At 71.3% G+C, this 17,043-nt stretch carries 10 protein-coding genes; 6 read left to right on the forward strand and 4 right to left on the reverse strand.

What is annotated here, in order from left to right; genetic code table 11:
- Positions 1-52 precede the first annotated feature (52 nt).
- The 3 genes from ACZ6I1_RS30760 to ACZ6I1_RS30770 form a co-directional block, all read right to left on the reverse strand.
- A complete protein-coding gene (locus tag ACZ6I1_RS30760) occupies positions 53-1,672 on the reverse strand; it encodes a peptide ABC transporter substrate-binding protein (RefSeq protein WP_469292174.1) in 1,620 nt (539 codons plus the stop codon).
- A 594-nt stretch (positions 1,673-2,266) separates the two neighbouring features.
- Complete coding sequence (gene typA, locus ACZ6I1_RS30765; protein ID WP_469292175.1) at positions 2,267-4,171, reverse strand: translational GTPase TypA; 1,905 nt, start codon at positions 4,169-4,171, stop codon at positions 2,267-2,269.
- 347 nt (positions 4,172-4,518) lie between these two features.
- Positions 4,519-6,876 (reverse strand): ABC transporter family substrate-binding protein, encoded by a 2,358-nt coding sequence (locus ACZ6I1_RS30770; RefSeq protein WP_469292176.1) that lies wholly within the window; start codon positions 6,874-6,876, stop codon positions 4,519-4,521.
- 349 nt (positions 6,877-7,225) lie between these two features.
- Here ACZ6I1_RS30770 and ACZ6I1_RS30775 point away from each other — a divergent pair, with 349 nt between their 5' ends.
- The 6 genes from ACZ6I1_RS30775 to ACZ6I1_RS30800 all read left to right on the forward strand — a co-directional run bounded on the left by ACZ6I1_RS30775 (position 7,226) and on the right by ACZ6I1_RS30800 (position 14,055).
- Positions 7,226-7,459 carry a hypothetical protein gene (locus tag ACZ6I1_RS30775; protein ID WP_469292177.1) on the forward strand — a complete coding sequence of 78 codons (234 nt, stop codon included), beginning with the start codon at positions 7,226-7,228 and terminating at the stop codon, positions 7,457-7,459.
- 108 nt (positions 7,460-7,567) lie between these two features.
- A complete protein-coding gene (locus tag ACZ6I1_RS30780) occupies positions 7,568-8,392 on the forward strand; it encodes a hypothetical protein (protein WP_469292178.1) in 825 nt (274 codons plus the stop codon).
- The gene (locus ACZ6I1_RS30785; protein WP_469292179.1) at positions 8,393-10,294 is read left to right on the forward strand and encodes a fumarate reductase/succinate dehydrogenase flavoprotein subunit; all 1,902 of its coding nucleotides are present in this window, start codon (positions 8,393-8,395) and stop codon (positions 10,292-10,294) included. It begins immediately after the preceding gene.
- Positions 10,291-11,067, forward strand: coding sequence for a succinate dehydrogenase/fumarate reductase iron-sulfur subunit (locus ACZ6I1_RS30790; protein WP_469292180.1), 777 nt, complete (start codon positions 10,291-10,293; stop codon positions 11,065-11,067). The genes ACZ6I1_RS30785 and ACZ6I1_RS30790 overlap by 4 nt, the downstream gene beginning before the upstream one ends.
- Before the next feature lie 119 nt (positions 11,068-11,186).
- Positions 11,187-13,289 carry a TPM domain-containing protein gene (locus ACZ6I1_RS30795; RefSeq protein ID WP_469292199.1) on the forward strand — a complete coding sequence of 701 codons (2,103 nt, stop codon included), beginning with the start codon at positions 11,187-11,189 and terminating at the stop codon, positions 13,287-13,289.
- A gap of 46 nt (positions 13,290-13,335) precedes the next feature.
- Entirely contained in the window at positions 13,336-14,055 is a 720-nt protein-coding gene (locus ACZ6I1_RS30800) for a PspA/IM30 family protein (protein ID WP_469292181.1), read from the forward strand.
- A gap of 293 nt (positions 14,056-14,348) precedes the next feature.
- On the opposite strand, the gene ACZ6I1_RS30805 is transcribed toward ACZ6I1_RS30800, so the two are convergent.
- Complete coding sequence (locus ACZ6I1_RS30805; protein WP_469292200.1) at positions 14,349-16,955, reverse strand: SpoIIE family protein phosphatase; 2,607 nt, start codon at positions 16,953-16,955, stop codon at positions 14,349-14,351.
- Between the last annotated feature and the right edge of the window lie 88 nt (positions 16,956-17,043).

Here is a 17,043-nt window from a genome sequence, read left to right on the forward strand (position 1 = left end):
AACCTGATTCCGCCTGCCCGCCCCCGTTGTCCCCTTGGTGTGAAGAGGGGTGTTAGTTGAGCTCGACCTTGGCCAGGTCCATGCGGCCCTGGGCGTCGATCTCAACGTTCTTCACGGACTTGGAGTAGGCCGAGGAAGACATGTAGGTGAAGACCGGGATGTACGGCAGGTCCTTGATGATGATGTCATCGGCCTGCTGGTACAGCTTGATGGCCTCCGCCTCGTTGGCGGTCTTGTCGGCCTGGTCCATCAGCGTCTCGAACTCTTCGTTGACGTAGGCGCCGTAGTTGGAGCCGTGGTCGATCGCGATCTTCGAGAAGATCGGACGGAGGTAGTTCTCGGCCGCCGGGTAGTCCATGGACCACGCCATGCGGAAGGCGCCCTTGTACTTCTGGTCGCCCAGCTCGGTCAGCATGTCGCCGAACTTGGTGAACGGCTTGGCGGTGACCTCGATGCCGAGGTTCGCCTTCAGCTGGTTGGCGACGGCCTCGATCCACTCCTTGTGGCCGCCGTCGGCGTTGTAGCCGAGCTCCAGCTTGTTGCCGGGGACGCCGCCCGCCTGGGTGTAGAGCTCCTTGGCCTTGGTCGGGTTGTACGTACCGACCTCACCCAGGGCGCCCTTGCGGTAGCCGGGGATGATGGGGCTGATGAAGTCGTCGGCCGGCTTGCGGGTGCCGTTGAAGATGGTCTTCGAGATGGCTTCCCGGTCGATGGCCATCGAGATCGCCTTGCGGATCTCGACCTTGCCGAACGCCTCGGCGTTGGTCTTCAGCGGGAGGCCGATGTAACCGACGCCCGACTCCGGCTTGTAGAGGTAGCGGTCGCCGAACTCCTGGGAGACGGTGGCCATCGCCGAGATCGGGAGCTTGTCGACGATCTGGATGGTGTCGGCGCGCAGGTCGTTGTACGCGGTGTCCAGGTTGTCGTAGATCTTGAAGGTGACGCCCTCGAGCTTCGCCTTCTCGCCACCGAACTTGTCGTAGCGCTTGATCTTGATCTGCTTGTTGTGCTCCCAGGCGCCGTCCATCTGGAAGGGGCCGTTGCCGATCGGGGCCTCGCCGAACTTCGTCGGGTCGGCTTCGAAGGCCTTCGGCAGCGGGTAGAAGGCGTTGTAGCCCAGCATCGTCTTGAACTGGGAGAACGGAGCCTTCAGCGTGACGGTGAAGGTCTTCTCGTCGACGACCTTCAGGCCCTTGAGCTCGGTGGCCGTGGGCTTCTTGTCCTTGCCCGGCGCCAGCTCCTCGGAGCCCTCGATCTTGTCGAAGAAGGGCAGGCCCTCGGCAGCGTTCTCCTGGTTGGCACCCCAGTTCCAGGCGCGGACGAACGACTGGGCGTCGACCTTCTCGCCGTTGTGGAAGGTGTAGCCGTCCTTCAGCTTGACCGTCCAGACCTTCGAGTCCGTGGTCTCGATGGACTCGGCGACCGCGAGCTTCGGCTCGTTGGTCTTGTTGTCGTACTCGACCAGGCCGACGAAGAGCGCGTTGAGAACCTCAGCGCCCTCGGACTCGGCGGTGTTCTGACCCACCAGACCGTGCTGCGGCTCGCCGAGCACCACGGTGATGTTTCCACCGGACTTGCTGCCGGCCTCGTCCTTGCTGGTGCTGCATGCCGTGGCGGCCATCGCCACGATGACGGCACCCGCGACCCACTTGGCGCTCGTTGCTCCGCGCATGGGTAATTGCCTCCTCAGGAGTCACTGTCGATACGTGAAGGGCCCGGCGCCCGCTGACACCCCTGACAGCGACTTCCGGCCCCATCGTGTGTGCTCGTGAGTCGGCGCTCCCCACAGCGCGTGACCCATTGACCCGAGCTCAATGGAGCCATCCTCGGGGACGCCTAGTCCGTAAACCACACTTAAGTGGTCTCGTTTTCACAACATCACCCCATACCCAAAACCCGAAATCCGGACAAACAGATAGGAGACAGACACGTGCGAAACGGACTGTTAGCTCACCTTCCGGAGTGTCACGGTCGGTATGCGGACACCTGAACCCATAAATCCGCTTGACAAACGGGAACGGTCACCGTTCCGTCAACGGGCGATCGGGGCGCGTACGTTCTCGGCCCGCCCGGCATGCAGAGCCTCGTACACGGCCAGGGCATCCGTCCAGGTCCGCAGGGCCCCTTTCTTCATCGCCGCACCGCGCCGGCCCCGTGCGCGGCGGCCTGCGAGCCGTGCGGCGCGGGGCTACCCAGGGACAACACGAGCCCGGCCCCGCACGGGATTTCGTGCGGGGCCGGGCTGCGAGTCGCTACAACTCAGGTGTTACTTGGCGGACTTGGCGCGCGACGCGGTGCGCGAGCGCTCCTTCTGGTCCAGGACGACCTTGCGGATGCGCACGGCCTCCGGGGTCACCTCGACGCACTCGTCGTCGCGGCAGAACTCCAGGGACTGCTCCAGGGAGAGCTTGCGCGGCGGGATCACGTTCTCCGTGTTGTCCGCGGAAGCCGCACGCATGTTGGTGAGCTTCTTCTCCTTGGTGATGTTCACGTCCATGTCGTCGGAGCGCGAGTTCTCGCCGACGATCATGCCCTCGTACACCTCGGTGCCGGGCTCGGTGAACAGGACGCCGCGCTCCTGCAGGTTGATCATCGCGAACGGCGTGACCGCACCCGCGCGGTCCGCGACCAGCGAACCGTTGTTGCGGGTGACCAGCGGGCCGAACCACGGCTCGTGGCCCTCGTGGATGGAGTGGGCGATACCGGTACCGCGGGTGTTCGTCAGGAACTCCGTGCGGAAGCCGATGAGGCCGCGGGACGGGACGACGAACTCCATGCGGACCCAGCCGGAGCCGTGGTTCGACATGTTGTCCATGCGGCCCTTGCGGACGCCCATGAGCTGCGTGACCGCGCCCATGTGCTCCTCGGGGACGTCGATCGTCATGCGCTCGACCGGCTCGTGCACCTTGCCGTCGATCTCCTGCGTGACGACCTGCGGCTTGCCGATGGTCAGCTCGAAGCCCTCGCGGCGCATCTGCTCGACCAGGATGGCGAGCGCGAGCTCACCACGGCCCTGGACCTCCCAGGCGTCCGGACGCTCGGTGTCGAGGACGCGCAGCGAGACGTTACCGATCAGCTCGCGGTCGAGGCGGTCCTTGACCTGGCGGGCGGTGACCTTGCGGTCCTTGACGGCGGACTTGGCGTCCGCGCCCTTGCCCGTGCCGCCGCGGCCGACCATCGGGGAGGTGTTCGTACCGATGGTCATGGAGATCGCCGGCTCGTCCACCGAGATCAGCGGCAGGGCGATCGGGTTCTCCGGGTCGGCCAGGGTCTCGCCGATCATGATGTCGGGGATACCGGCGACCGCGCAGATGTCACCCGGGCCCGCCACCTCGGCCGGCTTGCGGGTGAGCGCCTCGGTCATCATCAGCTCGGTGATGCGGACGTTCGACATGGTGCCGTCGCGCTTGATCCACGCGACGGTCTGGCCCTTGCGCAGCTCGCCCTGCTCGACGCGGAGCAGAGCGATGCGGCCGAGGAAGTTGTCGGCGTCCAGGTTGGTGACGTGGGCCTGGAGGGGGGCCTCCTCGTCGTACACCGGGGCCGGGACGTGCTCCAGGATGGTGGAGAAGAACGGCTCGAGGTTGTCGCTGTCCGCGGGGACGGTGCCGTCCTCGGGCTTGGTCAGCGAGGCGACGCCGTCACGGCCGCAGGCGTAGACGATCGGGAACTCGATCTGGTCCTCGTCCGCGTCCAGGTCCAGGAAGAGGTCGTACGTCTCGTTGACGACCTCGTCGATCCGGGAGTCCGGGCGGTCGGTCTTGTTGATGCAGAGGATGACCGGCATCTTCGCCTGCAGGGCCTTGCGCAGGACGAAGCGGGTCTGGGGCAGCGGACCCTCGGAGGCGTCCACCAGCAGAACGACGGCGTCCACCATCGACAGACCGCGCTCGACCTCACCACCGAAGTCGGCGTGGCCGGGGGTGTCGATGATGTTGATCGTGATCGGGGCCCCGCCGTCCTTGGGGTGATACTTCACCGCCGTGTTCTTGGCGAGGATCGTGATGCCCTTCTCACGCTCCAGGTCGTTCGAGTCCATCATGCGGTCGTCGAGCTGCTGGTGGGCGGCGAAGGCACCGGCCTGCTTGAGCATGGCATCGACGATGGTCGTCTTGCCATGGTCGACGTGGGCGACGATGGCGACGTTACGGATGTCGTGGCGCGTGGGCACTTCGGCGCTTCTCCCGGGATCGTGGATGGCGTCGCGTACGGCCTGGCACGCGCGCCTCGGCCGGGCGAAAACCTGCCACGGCCTTACCCCATGGTACGTCGCGCGGCGGGAACCGCCCGCCGGGGGGTCTGTCAAGAGGCCGGACGAATGAGGGTGGCCGGGGCTTGGGTGGGGGGCGCCGGCCGTCGTTCCTGCCGGAAATCATGCGGGTCAACGGGTGTCTACGACCTTGCCCGCCGGGGGATCCGGCGGGCAAGGGACTTGAGTCACATCTGAGCTTGGATCCCGGCGGTCAACCTGACAGGCACCGCTTTGTCACCACTTCTTCGCCCACTCTCCTTCTGCGCCTACTTCTTCTTGCCCTTGGCCGCCGGGGGCTTCTTCCAGCCGATGTCCTCGAAGCGGGGGGCGCCGAGCCCGAAGGCGCCGGCGTTGGCCAGCGACGGCTTGACGGCCACCAGCTCCGGGCGCTGGTAGAGCGGCACGGAGCCGGCGGCGGCCCAGATCCTGGCGTCCGCCTTGCGCATCAGCTCCCGGGCCTGCTCCTCGTCCAGCTCGCCGGCCGCCTGGTCGAAGAGCTGGTCGATGTGGTCGGTGCCGACCCGTGTGTAGTTCTGTTCGACGAGGAGCGAGCCGTCGGCGGCCGGCTCCGGCTTGGCGAAGATCGGCCGGGCGTCGGTGGCGGGGTAGGCGGTCGCCGGCCAGGAGTACAGCGCCAGGTCGTACTGGCCCGAGGCGATGTGGTCCTTGAAGAAGCTCTCGTCGGCCACCTTCGTGATCTCGGTGTTCACCCCGATCTTGTGGAGCATCTGGGCGATCCGCTCGCCGACCGCGCGCAGGGACTCCGACCCGGGGCCCGCCGGAAGCACGAAGCGCAGGTCGAGCTGCTTGCCGTCCTTGGCGAGCATCGCGCCGGAGGTGCGGGCGGCCTGCTTGGCCGGGGCCGCACTGCCCTGGGCGGGGTCGCCCGGCTCGGCGGCGGCCACGGCAGCCCCGGCGGCCTCGCCCGCCTTGTCGTCCTTCGTGCCGTCCTCGGTGCCGTCCTTGCCCTCGGCGGCCGCGGCGGCCGCCGCCGCGGCCGCCTGGGCCCGCAGGAAGCCCTCCTGCCGGGCCGCGAACGGCGCGGGGGCCAGCACCGGGGACGGCATGTCCTGGGCCGCGCCCGGCCCGCCCGGCGTGAAGGCGCCGGGCTCGGCGTTCTCGCCGTTGCGCTCGTCGTCCTCGCCCACGATGTAGAGGCCGTCGTTGCCGGTGCCGGGGCCCTGCGGGGTCTTCCCGTCGTCCTGCGGCGCGCTCTGCGGCCCCGCCTTCGCGCCCGCAGGCTCGGTGATCTTGCCGCCGCGTCGCCAGCCCGCGTCCGCGAGGAGGGCCTGGGCCGCCTGGGTGTCCTGGCCGCCGAGGGCCTCGCTGTTGTCGGCGTACGCCGGCTGCCCGGCCAGTGCCACGTGGCTGCCGACCGGCTTCGCGGGCAGGCCGAGCGGCTTCAGCACCAGCTCGGCCAGCTCCTTGCGGTTCAGGGCCCGCGCCACCGCCCGGCGCACCCGCTCGTCGGACAGCGGACCGGCGGAGCCGTTCATCGCCAGCTGCGTGTAGGCCGGCTCCAGCGACTTGCGGACGACGAATTTCCGCAGGGCCGCCTGCTCGGCGGCGTACCGCTGGACCGAGTCGGCGTGCTTCTTGCGGGTCTCCGTCTCCGCCAGGGCCTTCTCCTCGTCCGCGCCGAAGGCGATCGCCCAGGACATGGTGGCCTGCGCCGCGGTCATCGAGGCGCCGGGGCCGTGCGCCGGGGCCCCGCCCGCGCCCGTACCGACCGCACCGCCCGCGCCGCCCTTCTGCGCGTCCCGGTGGGCCAGCGCGATCCGGTCGGCCCCGGAGCGGTCGATCTCCGCCAGATCGACCTTCCCGGCGGCCAGCGCGGACGGGCGTTCCGCCCGGGGCACCGCCGTCAGCACCAGGCTGTCCAGCTTGGCCGGCCGGCCCCACCAGCGCGGGTTGCGGGTCAGCGCGGCGGTGCCGGTCTTCTTGTCGATCGCCCCGAGGCCGAAGGGTCCGGCGGTGACCTTGAGGGCGCCGCGGGCCCCCTCGTTGAAGGCCTCGGGGGTGGCCGTGACCTGCTTGGGGTACAAGGGGCTGAACAAGGAGCGCCAGTCGGCGTACGGCTTGCCGAAGGTGACCTTGACCTCCAGGTCGGTCTTGCCCCGCTCGATCTTCTCGATCCGCTCGTAGCCGGCGTTGCGGGCCGTCCAGAACGCCGAGTCCTTGCCGTTCAGGGCCCGCCACTGCGCGACGAAGTCGGGGGCGCCGATCTCGCGGCCGTCGCTCCACACCGCCTGCTGGTTCAGCTTGTACAGGACGACCTGCTTGGGCTCCCGCTCGACGACCTCGGCCTTCTCCAGGTAGTCGGGATTGGCGGCCGGCCGCCCCTTGGCGTCCAGCACGAACAACTGCGGCAGGACGGCCGCGGCGATCCGGCTGGTGGTGGCGTCCGCGTCGGCCTGGAAGGTGTTCAGGGTTTCCGGCAGGGAGTCCACCGCCCAGCGCAGCACGCCTCCGTCGGCGACCTTGTCGCGCGCGGTCTGCGCGATGTCCGGTCCGGCGGCGACCGGCCCGCCCTCGTCGTCACCCGCGCCGCAGCCCGTGAGGAGCGGCAGTGCGAGGACTCCCGAGGTCAGGAGCGCCAAGGACCTGCGCCTTCTCTGGGACATGGGTGGTACCTCCGGGGGCGGGGCGTGGGGGAAGCATGATCACGTTCGGCGGTATATGGAGCTGATCACACCGGTTGCCGGAATCCACTGAAATCGACGGCCCGCCGCACCCCCCGCAGCCGCCTCGCGCCACGCCGCGAACCCCACCCGTGCGGACCAATCCCGCTTGCGCGCCGAAGCGCGTTCCCTCGGAAGAGGGATGAGAATGGGGTCCAGGGAGGGGCGCACAGTTCACGCCTGCGCGCCCGCAATCGCTGCACGTCCCTTCACAACCGGGGACGCGAAGGGCGACACTGCCAGGCGCACATGAGCGTTGCCACCGCACCCTGCGGAAGTGAGGGCAAGAATCATGTCCCTGCAAGACGATCTGAATGCCGTACGGCGCAACCTGGACGAGCTGACACGCAAGGTCGAACAGCTGGAACAGAAGGCCAAGGGGCAGCCTCCGGCCGCCTCGCGGACCGGCACCACCCCACCGGACCCGTCACGGATGGTGACGGTCCCCGACACCCCGTACGACAGCTCGCTGTGGACGGACACCGACGACGAGGGCCTGGGCGCCCGCGACCGCCGCGCCCCCTGACCTCCCGCCCCCGTCCCGCGAGCACCCCCGTACGCCCTTCGCCCCATCTGGCCCGGCCGTCCCCGGCGGCCGGGCCTCCTGGGCCCTTCACTCCTCCCGGAGTCTCCTTTGGCCACAGGCACACAACCACCCCAGCAGCGGCCCGGCGGCGTGCACGACGCCTCCCGGGCCGCGATCGCTGCCCGGCACCTGCGGACCGACCGGTGGTGGCTGGCCCCCGCCGGAACCGCGGCCGGGCTGCTCGCCTTCATCGTCTACTCGACCTGGCGGGCCTTCGCGAACGCCGACTACTACGCGGCGCCGTACGTCTCACCGTTCTACTCGCCCTGTCTGGCGGAGAACTGCGTCCCGATGAAGGACGGACCCAACTGGGAGGTCTTCGGCAGCTGGTGGGGCCTGTCCCCCGCGCTGCTGATCCTGGTCTTCCCGCTGGGCTTCCGGCTGACCTGCTACTACTACCGCAAGGCCTACTACCGGGGGTTCTGGGCCTCGCCGCCCGCCTGCGCGGTCGCCGAACCGCACGCGAAGTACACCGGTGAGACCCGCTTCCCGCTGGTCTTCCAGAACATGCACCGGTACTTCTTCTACGCGGCGCTGCCGGTCGCGGGCATCCTCACGTACGACACCGTGCTGACCTTCCGCGACGCGCACTACGCCTGGGGCCACATGGGCCTGGGCACGCTGATCTTCCTCGTCAACATCGTGCTGATCTGGGCCTACACCCTCTCCTGCCACTCCTGCCGGCACATCATGGGCGGCCGCCTCAAGCACTTCTCGAAGCACCCGGTGCGCTACCGGCTGTGGGGCTGGGTCAGCCGGCTGAACACCCGTCACATGCAGCTGGCCTGGGCCTCCCTGCTCAGTGTCGCCCTGTGCGACTTCTACGTGTACCTGCTGGCCAGCGGCGCCTTCACCGACCCGAGGATCTTCTAGATGACTCAAGTGGAACGGCAGCAGTGGGACGTGGTCGTGGTCGGCGCGGGCGGCGCCGGGCTGCGGGCCGCGATCGAGGCCCGCGAGCGCGGCGCCCGTACGGCCGTGATCTGCAAGTCCCTGTTCGGCAAGGCCCACACGGTGATGGCGGAGGGCGGGATCGCCGCCTCCATGGGCAACGTCAACGAGGGCGACAACTGGCAGGTGCACTTCCGCGACACCATGCGCGGGGGGAAGTTCCTCAACCAGTGGCGGATGGCCGAGCTGCACGCGAAGGAGGCCCCGGACCGGGTCTGGGAGCTGGAGACCTGGGGCGCGCTCTTCGACCGCACGCCCGACGGGAAGATCTCCCAGCGCAACTTCGGCGGCCACGAGTACCCGCGCCTCGCACACGTCGGGGACCGTACCGGCCTGGAGCTGATCCGCACCCTCCAGCAGAAGATCGTCCAGCTCCAGCAGGAGGACTTCAAGGAGCACGGGGACTACGAGGCCCGGCTCAAGGTCTTCCAGGAGTGCACGGTCACCCGGGTCTTGAAGGACGGGGACCGCGTCTCGGGCACCTTCTGCTACGAGCGGGAGTCCGGCCGCTTCTTCGTCCTGGAGGCCCCGGCGGTCGTCCTGGCCACCGGCGGGATCGGCAAGTCCTTCAAGACCACCTCCAACTCCTGGGAGTACACCGGCGACGGCCACGCGCTGGCCCTGCTCGCGGGCGCGCCCCTGCTGAACATGGAGTTCGTGCAGTTCCACCCGACCGGCATGGTCTGGCCGCCGTCGGTGAAGGGGATCCTCGTCACCGAATCGGTGCGCGGCGACGGCGGGGTGCTGCGCAACAGCGAGGGCAAGCGGTTCATGTTCGACTACATCCCCGACGTCTTCAAGGAGAAGTACGCCGAGTCGGAGGAGGAGGGCGACCGCTGGTACGAGGACCCGGACCACAACCGGCGTCCTCCCGAACTGCTGCCGCGCGACGAGGTGGCGCGGGCCATCAACTCCGAGGTGAAGGCGGGCCGCGGCTCCCCGCACGGCGGGGTGTTCCTGGACGTGTCCACCCGGATGCCGGCCGAGAAGATCAAGCGGCGGCTCCCGTCGATGTACCACCAGTTCAAGGAGCTGGCGGATGTGGACATCACCGCGGAGCCCATGGAGGTCGGGCCCACCTGCCACTACGTGATGGGCGGGATCGCGGTCGATTCGGACACCGCCGCCACGGTCGGGGTGCCGGGGCTGTTCGCGGCGGGCGAGGTCGCGGGCGGGATGCACGGCTCGAACCGGCTCGGCGGGAACTCCCTGTCCGACCTGCTGGTCTTCGGGCGGCGGGCGGGGCTGCACGCGGCGGAGTACGCCTCGCGGGCCGGCGCGCGGCCGGAGGTCACCCAGGCCGGGATCGACGCGGCCGCGGCGGAGGCGCTGGCCCCGTTCCACGCGGAGGCCGGCGCGGAGAACCCGTACACGCTCCACCAGGAGCTCCAGACGACCATGAACGACCTGGTCGGCATCATCCGCCGGGCGGGCGAGATGGCCGAGGCCCTGGAGAAGCTGGCGGGACTGCGGGAGCGGGCCGCACGGGCGGGCGTCGAGGGGCACCGGCAGTTCAACCCGGGCTGGCACCTGGCCCTGGACCTGCGGAACATGCTGCTGGTCAGCGAGTGCGTGGCCCGCGCCGCCCTGGAGCGCACCGAGAGCCGCGGCGGGCACACCCGCGAGGACTGCCCGGCGATGGAGCGCGACTGGCGCCCGGTGAACCTGCTGTGCCGTCCCGTGGACCCGCCCCCGGCTGATCCGGCGGCCGACCGGATCGCCCTGGTCCGCAGCCGCACGGAGCCCATCCGCCCCGACCTGCTCGCGCTGTTCGAGAAGGAAGAGCTGGTCAAGTACCTCGCCGAAGAGGAGCTGTACGAATGAGCACGTACGACGCGAGCTTCCGGATCTGGCGGGGCGACGCGGAGGGCGGGGAACTGCGGGACTTCACCGTCGAGGTGCACGACGGGGAGGTGGTCCTGGACATCGTCCACCGGCTCCAGGCGACGCAGGCCTCGGACCTCGCGGTGCGCTGGAACTGCAAGGCGGGCAAGTGCGGCTCGTGCAGCGCGGAGATCAACGGCCGGCCGCGGCTGATGTGCATGACGCGGATGTCGACCTTCGAGCGGTCCGAGACGATCACGGTCACCCCGCTGCGGGCGTTCCCGGTCGTCCGCGACCTGGTCACGGACGTCTCCTTCAACTACCGCAAGGCCCGGGAGATCCCGGCCTTCGTCCCGCCGGAGGGAGTGGCCCCGGGCGCGTACCGGATGCAGCAGATCGACGTGGAGCGCTCGCAGGAGTTCCGCAAGTGCATCGAGTGCTTCCTGTGCCAGGACACCTGCCACGTGGTGCGGGACCACGAGGAGAACAAGACCGCCTTCGCCGGTCCGCGCTTCCTGATGCGGGTGGCGGAGCTGGACATGCATCCGCTGGACGCCGCGGCGGAGGAGGGCCTGGACCGCAAGCGCACCGCGCAGGAGGAGCACGGACTGGGCTACTGCAACATCACCAAGTGCTGTACGGAGGTCTGCCCCGAGGGCATCAAGATCACCGACAATGCCCTGATCCCGCTGAAGGAGCGGGCGGTGGACCGCAAGTACGACCCGCTGCTGTGGCTGGGGAGCAGGATCCGGCGCCGCTCCGACACCCCGTAGCAGGCGGCGGCCCCCGTGGGTGTGCGCACGTACGGGGGACCGGCCGTCGGTGATCACTCCGGGTGCGGGGCGGCCAAAGCGCCCATACCCTCCCACATGTGACTGTGCCGAGAAGCACCATGGTCGTCCGGGCCGGGCTCGCGCTGGCCGCCGCGCTGCTGGCGCTCGGCGGCTGGGGCGTGGCCGGGGCGCCGCCCGCGCGGGCCGAGGACCCCGTCACCCTCTCCGCGCAGGGGCAGATCACCGACCGGGTCGGGGCGCTCGGCGACCGGAAGGCGGCGGTCACCGCCGCGCTCGACACGCTGTACGCCGACCGGCGGATCCAGCTCTTCGTGACGTACGTACGGGACTTCTCCGGGCGCTCCGCGCAGAGCTGGGCCGACGCCACCGCGGAGAAGAACGGCCTGGGCCAGGGCGACGTCCTGCTGGCGGTGGCCACCGGGGCCCGCCAGTACGCCTACTCCGCCGCCGTCGACTCCGGATTCACCGAGCAGCAGCTCACGGACGTCGCCCGGACGGCCATCGAGCCCGCCCTGAAGGAGAACGACTGGGCGGGCGCCGCGATCGGCGCGGCGAACGGCTACGGCGCCGTCCTCGCCGGGCGGCCCGTACCGGCGCCGGCCATCACCCCGGGCCCGGCCGATCCCGGCGGCGGGGCGAGCGGGGAGAGCGGCGCCGGGGACTACGTGCTCCCGGTGGTCGCGGTCGGCGCGGCCGCGGCGCTCGGGGCGTACGCGTACAGCCGCCGCAAGCGCTGGATCTCCGGCGGCGGACGTGCGGCGAAGACCGGACCGGGCTGGCCCGAGGGGGCGCCCGACCGGCTCCCGCTGCCGGAGCTGGACGCGCAGGCCAAGGCGCTGCTGGTGGAGACCGACGACGCCATCCGCACCAGCATCGAGGAACTGGGCTTCGCCACCGCGCAGTTCGGTGACGAGGCGGTCGCCCCCTTCAAGTCGGCCGTGGAGTACGCCAGGGACGAGCTGACGCACGCCTTCCGGCTGCGCCAGCAGCTCGACGACGCCTACCCCGAGGACGACGCGACCCGGCGCCGGATGCTGGACGAGATCGTCGCCCGGTGCACCGAGGCGAACCGGCGGCTGGACGCCGAGACCGCGGACTTCGACCGGCTGCGGGACCTGGAGAGGAACGCCCCGCAGGCCCTCGCCACCGTGGAGGCGCACTTCCGGGCGCTGGACGGGCGGACCACGACGGCGGTGGCCACCCTGACCGCGCTGAAGCAGCGGTACGCGGACTCCGCTTCGGCGCCCGTCGCCTCCCACCCCGAACAGGCCGAGGAACGGATGCTGTTCGCCACCACCCACCTGGGCGAGGCCCGCACGGCCGTCGACGCGGGCGACAACGGCCGGGCGGCCGTGCACGTACGGGCCGCCGAGGGCGCGGTCGACCAGGCCGCGACGCTGGTCGACGCGGTGGAGCGGCGTGCGCAGGAGCTGGCGGAGGCGGCGGGGAAGCTGCCGGGCGCGCTGGACGAGACGGAGACCGACCTCGCGGACGCGGGCGGGCTGCTCGAGGGCACCGCGGAGGGCACCTCGACGGCGGACCTGCGCGGCCGCATCGGCCGCGCCGAGGCCGTCCTGGCCGGCGTACGGCGGGAACAGGCGGAGGGCAGGTACGACCCGATCGACGCGCTGCGCCGCGTCGAGGAGGCCGACGCGGCCCTGGACGAGGCACTGGCCGGGGCGCGGGAGCGGGAGTCGGGCCGGCAGCGGGCGGCGGCCCTGCTCGACCAGGCCGTGTTCACGGCGCGCAGCGCGATCGGCGCGGCCACGGACTACATCACCACCAGCCGGGGCGCGGTCGGCAGCCAGGCCCGCACCCGGCTGGCGGAGGCGCAGCGGCACATGGAGCGGTCGGTGTCCCTGGCGGCCCAGGACCCCGCGGGCGCCCTGGCGGAGGCCCAGCAGGCGGACGCGCTGGCCCGGCAGGCGCAGCAGCTGGCGGAGCAGGACGTACGGGCGTACCAGGACCCGTACGCCGGCCGGCGGGGCGGCGGCGGCCAGGGCGGCGCCGTACTCGGCGGGATCATCCTCGGCGAGATCCTGCGGGGCGGCGGGGGCGGCTTCGGGGGCGGCGGGGGTTTCGGAGGCGGGGGTTTCGGCGGCGGGGGCTTCGGGGGCGGGGGCTTCGGAGGCGGCCGCGGCCCCGCGTCCTTCGGCGGCGGCGGAACCCGCGGCCGGATGGGCGGCGGCGGCCGCTTCTGAACCCCGGCACGCACCCACACCACCCTTTGACCAGGAGAGGCCCGTCATGAGCAAGCAGACCATCCTCGGCCGCGTCACCCAGCTCGCGAAGGCCAACATCAACGCGCTGCTGGACCAGGCGGAGGACCCGCAGAAGATGCTGGACCAGCTGATCCGGGACTACACGAACAACATCTCGGAGGCGGAGCAGGCCGTGGCGACGACGATCGGCAACCTGCGGATGCTGGAGGCCGACCACAAGGAGGACGTGGAGGCGGCCGCCGAGTGGGGCGGCAAGGCCCTGGCCGCGAGCAGGAAGGCGGACGAGCTGCGGGCGGCGGGCGCCGCGGCGGACGCGGACCGGTTCGACAACCTCGCGAAGGTGGCGCTGGGCCGCCAGATGCAGTCCGAGAAGGAGGCGCGGACGGCGGAGCCGGCGATCGCCGCCCAGACGGAGGTCGTCGACCAGCTCAGGTCGGGCCTGGACTCGATGCGGAACAGGCTGACGGAGCTGCAGGCGAAGCGCGACGAGCTGGTGGCGCGCGCGAAGACCGCGCAGGCGCAGAACACGATGCTCGACGCGGTGAAGAGCATCGACGTCATGGACCCGACCAGTGAGCTGTCGCGCTTCGAGGACAAGGTCCGGCGGGAGGAGGCCAGGGCGCTGGGCAGGCAGGAGCTGGCCGCGTCCTCCCTGGACGCGCAGTTCGAGTCCCTGGACGACCTCGGCAAGGCCTCGGAGATCGAGGCCAGGCTCGCCGCCCTCAAGCAGGGCCGGGCCGCCTGATCCCTCCGGGGGACGGGCGGGCGTGCCGCTGCGCGGGGCCGTCCCCTCCCCGCCCTTCCACCGTTCCCCGGGCTCCGCCCGGACCCGCGCCTCAAACGCCGGCGGGGCTGGATGCGGCCGAGCGCCGCTCACAGGTGCCGCCCTGGCGGGCTGACTTGCCCGTAGGGCAATTTCAGCCCCGCCGGCGTTTGAGGCGTGGGGGTCCCCACGGACGGAGTCTGGGGGAGGGTCTGGGGCGGAGCCCCAGCAGCGGCGCTCAGCCGTACCTCCGGCACCGCCCCCGGCAGGCGCGCTCAGCCGTACATGCTCAGGAGTTGCTCCGCCGACAGTTCGGCCGCCGGCTCCGCGCCCGGGAGCGGGAGCTCGAACCAGACCGTCTTGCCGCGGTGGGTGCGCCGGGTGCCCCAGCCCGCGGAGAGGAGCCCGACGAGCTGGAGGCCCCGCCCGCCCTCGTCCGTGTCGCGGGCGCGACGCCGCCGCGGCTGGACCAGGTTCGCGTCCCAGACCTCGCACACCAGGGTCCGGTCCAGCAGCAGGCGGAGCCGGATCTCGCCCTCCCCGTAGCGCAGGGCATTGGTGACCAGCTCGCTGACCAGCAGCTCGGTGGTGTCCAGCAGGCCCTCCAGGCCCCACGCCGGCAGCTTCGCCCGCGCCAGCTCCCGCGCCCGGCCCACCGAGCGGGCCTCGCGCGGCAGCTGCCAGTCCCCCACCGCGTCCTGCGGCAGACCCTGCACCCGGGCCATCAACAGCGCGATGTCGTCCTCCCCGTGCCGGGTGTCCAGGGTGTTCAGGACGTGGTCGCAGACGTCCTCCAGGGGGCGGACCGGGTCCGCGAGGGCCTCCCGCAGGCCGCGCAGCCCCTCCTCCAGCGGATGGGTCCGCGACTCGACCAGCCCGTCGGTGTACAGGGCCAGCAGCGCCCCCTCCGGCAGATCCACCTCGACCTCCTCGAACGGCTCCCCGCCCACGCCCAGCGGCATCCCGGGCGGTACCTCCAGCAGCAGCGCGGGCCGCGGCCGCCCGGCCTCGTCCGGCGGTTCGACCAGGACGGGCGGCATGTGGCCCGCGTTGGCGATCGTGCAGCGCCGCGTCACCGGGTCGTAGACGGCGTACACGCAGGTGGCGAGGTACACCTCCGAGCGGTCGGCGTCCCGCGAGTGCAGGGCCGCCCTGGAGGCCTGCTGGGAGCCGCCGGGCGCGCCCAGGCCCCGGGCGATCTCGTCGAGCGCGGTCAGTACCTCGGCCGGTTCGAGGTCGAGCAGCGCCAGGGTCCTTACGGCGGTCCGCAGTTCGCCCATGGCGACGGCGGCGCGCAGCCCCCGTCCCATTACGTCGCCGACGACCAGCGCCGTGCGGTGCCCGGGCAGTTCGATGACGTCGAACCAGTCGCCGCCGACCTCGGTGGCGGCGTTGCCCGGCAGGTAGCGGCAGGCGATGTCGAGGCCGGCCGCCTCGGGGTCGCCGGGCGGCAGCAGGCTGCGCTGCAGTATCAGCGCCCGTTCGTGCTCGCGCCGGTAGAGCCGCGCGTTGTCGATGCAGACGGCGGCCCGTGCCGCCAGCTCCACGGCGACCGCCCGGTCCCGTTCGCCGAAGGGTTCGCTGCCCTTGGTACGGGAGAACTGCGCGAGGCCGACCACCGTGTCGTGGGCGACCATCGGCACGACGAGCGTGGACTGTACGAGGTCGTCGGCGCCGCCCCCCTCGATGAGCCGCGGCCGGGCGGTGCGCAGCGCGAGGGCTCCGGGGGAGGCCGCCGGATAGCGGTGCACTTCTCCTACGGAGACCAGCGCGCCCGGTCCCGAGAGCGGGGCGTCCGAGACGGCCGAGGCGAAGGCGACCCGCCGCAGCGGTGCGGACGGGGCCCGTCCGGTGCCGAGTCCGGGGGGCAGCGAGGGCACGCCGGGCCCTTGGGGGCGTGCGGGCCGGTCGTCGTCGCCGAGGAGCAGGCCCTGGTAGAGGTCGACGGCGGCCAGGTCGCAGAAGCCCGGGACGGTGACGTCGAGGAGTTCGCGGGCGGTGGTCTCCAGGTCGAGGGAGTTCCCGATGCGGTGTCCGGCCTCGTTGAGCAGCGCGAGGTTGCGCCGTACGCCGGCGGCTTCGCGGGCGGCGAGGTGGCGGCGGGTGACGTCGGTGCCGATCCCGGCGACGCCGATGGGCCGGCCGGTACCGCCGTGGACGCGGTAGAGGTTGATGGACCAGTGGCGGTTGTCGCGGCTGCCGGGGGCGGCTCCGGTGATGCGGAGGTCGGTGACCGAGTCGCCGGTCTCCAGGACCCGGCGCAGGGCCTCGGCCATCCGGTCGGCCTCGTGCGGGGGCAGGTAGTCGTGCACGGTCCGGCCCCGGTGCTCTTCGGCGGCGCCGCCGAAGACGGCGGCGAAGCGGCGGTTGGCCCGCTGCACGGTGAGGTCCGTACCGAAGAGCAGGAAGCCGAAGGGAGATTGGCCGAATATGGCCTGGGACGCCGCGAGATCGGATTCGATCCGCCGCAGCGCGCGGACGTCGACGACGACGCACAGCGCGGCCCGCTCGGCGGTTTCGGTCTGCGTCGGCATGACATAGATCTCGGCCACGCCGTGCTCGCCGTCGCCGCCGGGGATCCGGAAGGGGACGAGGCCCGTCCATTCCTTGCCGTCGAGAATCTCGGCGACCCGGCGGTGCCCGCCCGCGCGCAGCTCGGGCGGCATGAAGGCGTCGACCGGATCGCGGCCCACGGCTTGGGCGGCGCTCAGTCCGAAGAGGTCCTCGGCGCGCAGGCTCCACTGGTCGATGAGCCCGTCGGGCCCGATCGAGAAAGACGCGACCTTTATGTAGTCATATATCGAGCCAGGCGGACTGCTGTGCCACAAGGAGTCGTGCCATGTCTCCCCAGGCACCCTGGTCTGATGTGCCTGCGCAGGTATCTCGCTCACGCGACCGTCCCCTCCAGCTCACCGCAACCGGACCGGCCATGACCGCAGTATTCAGCACCACGGCCCCGGACGGCACGGC

Source organism: Streptomyces sp. NPDC046303, assembly GCF_055588085.1.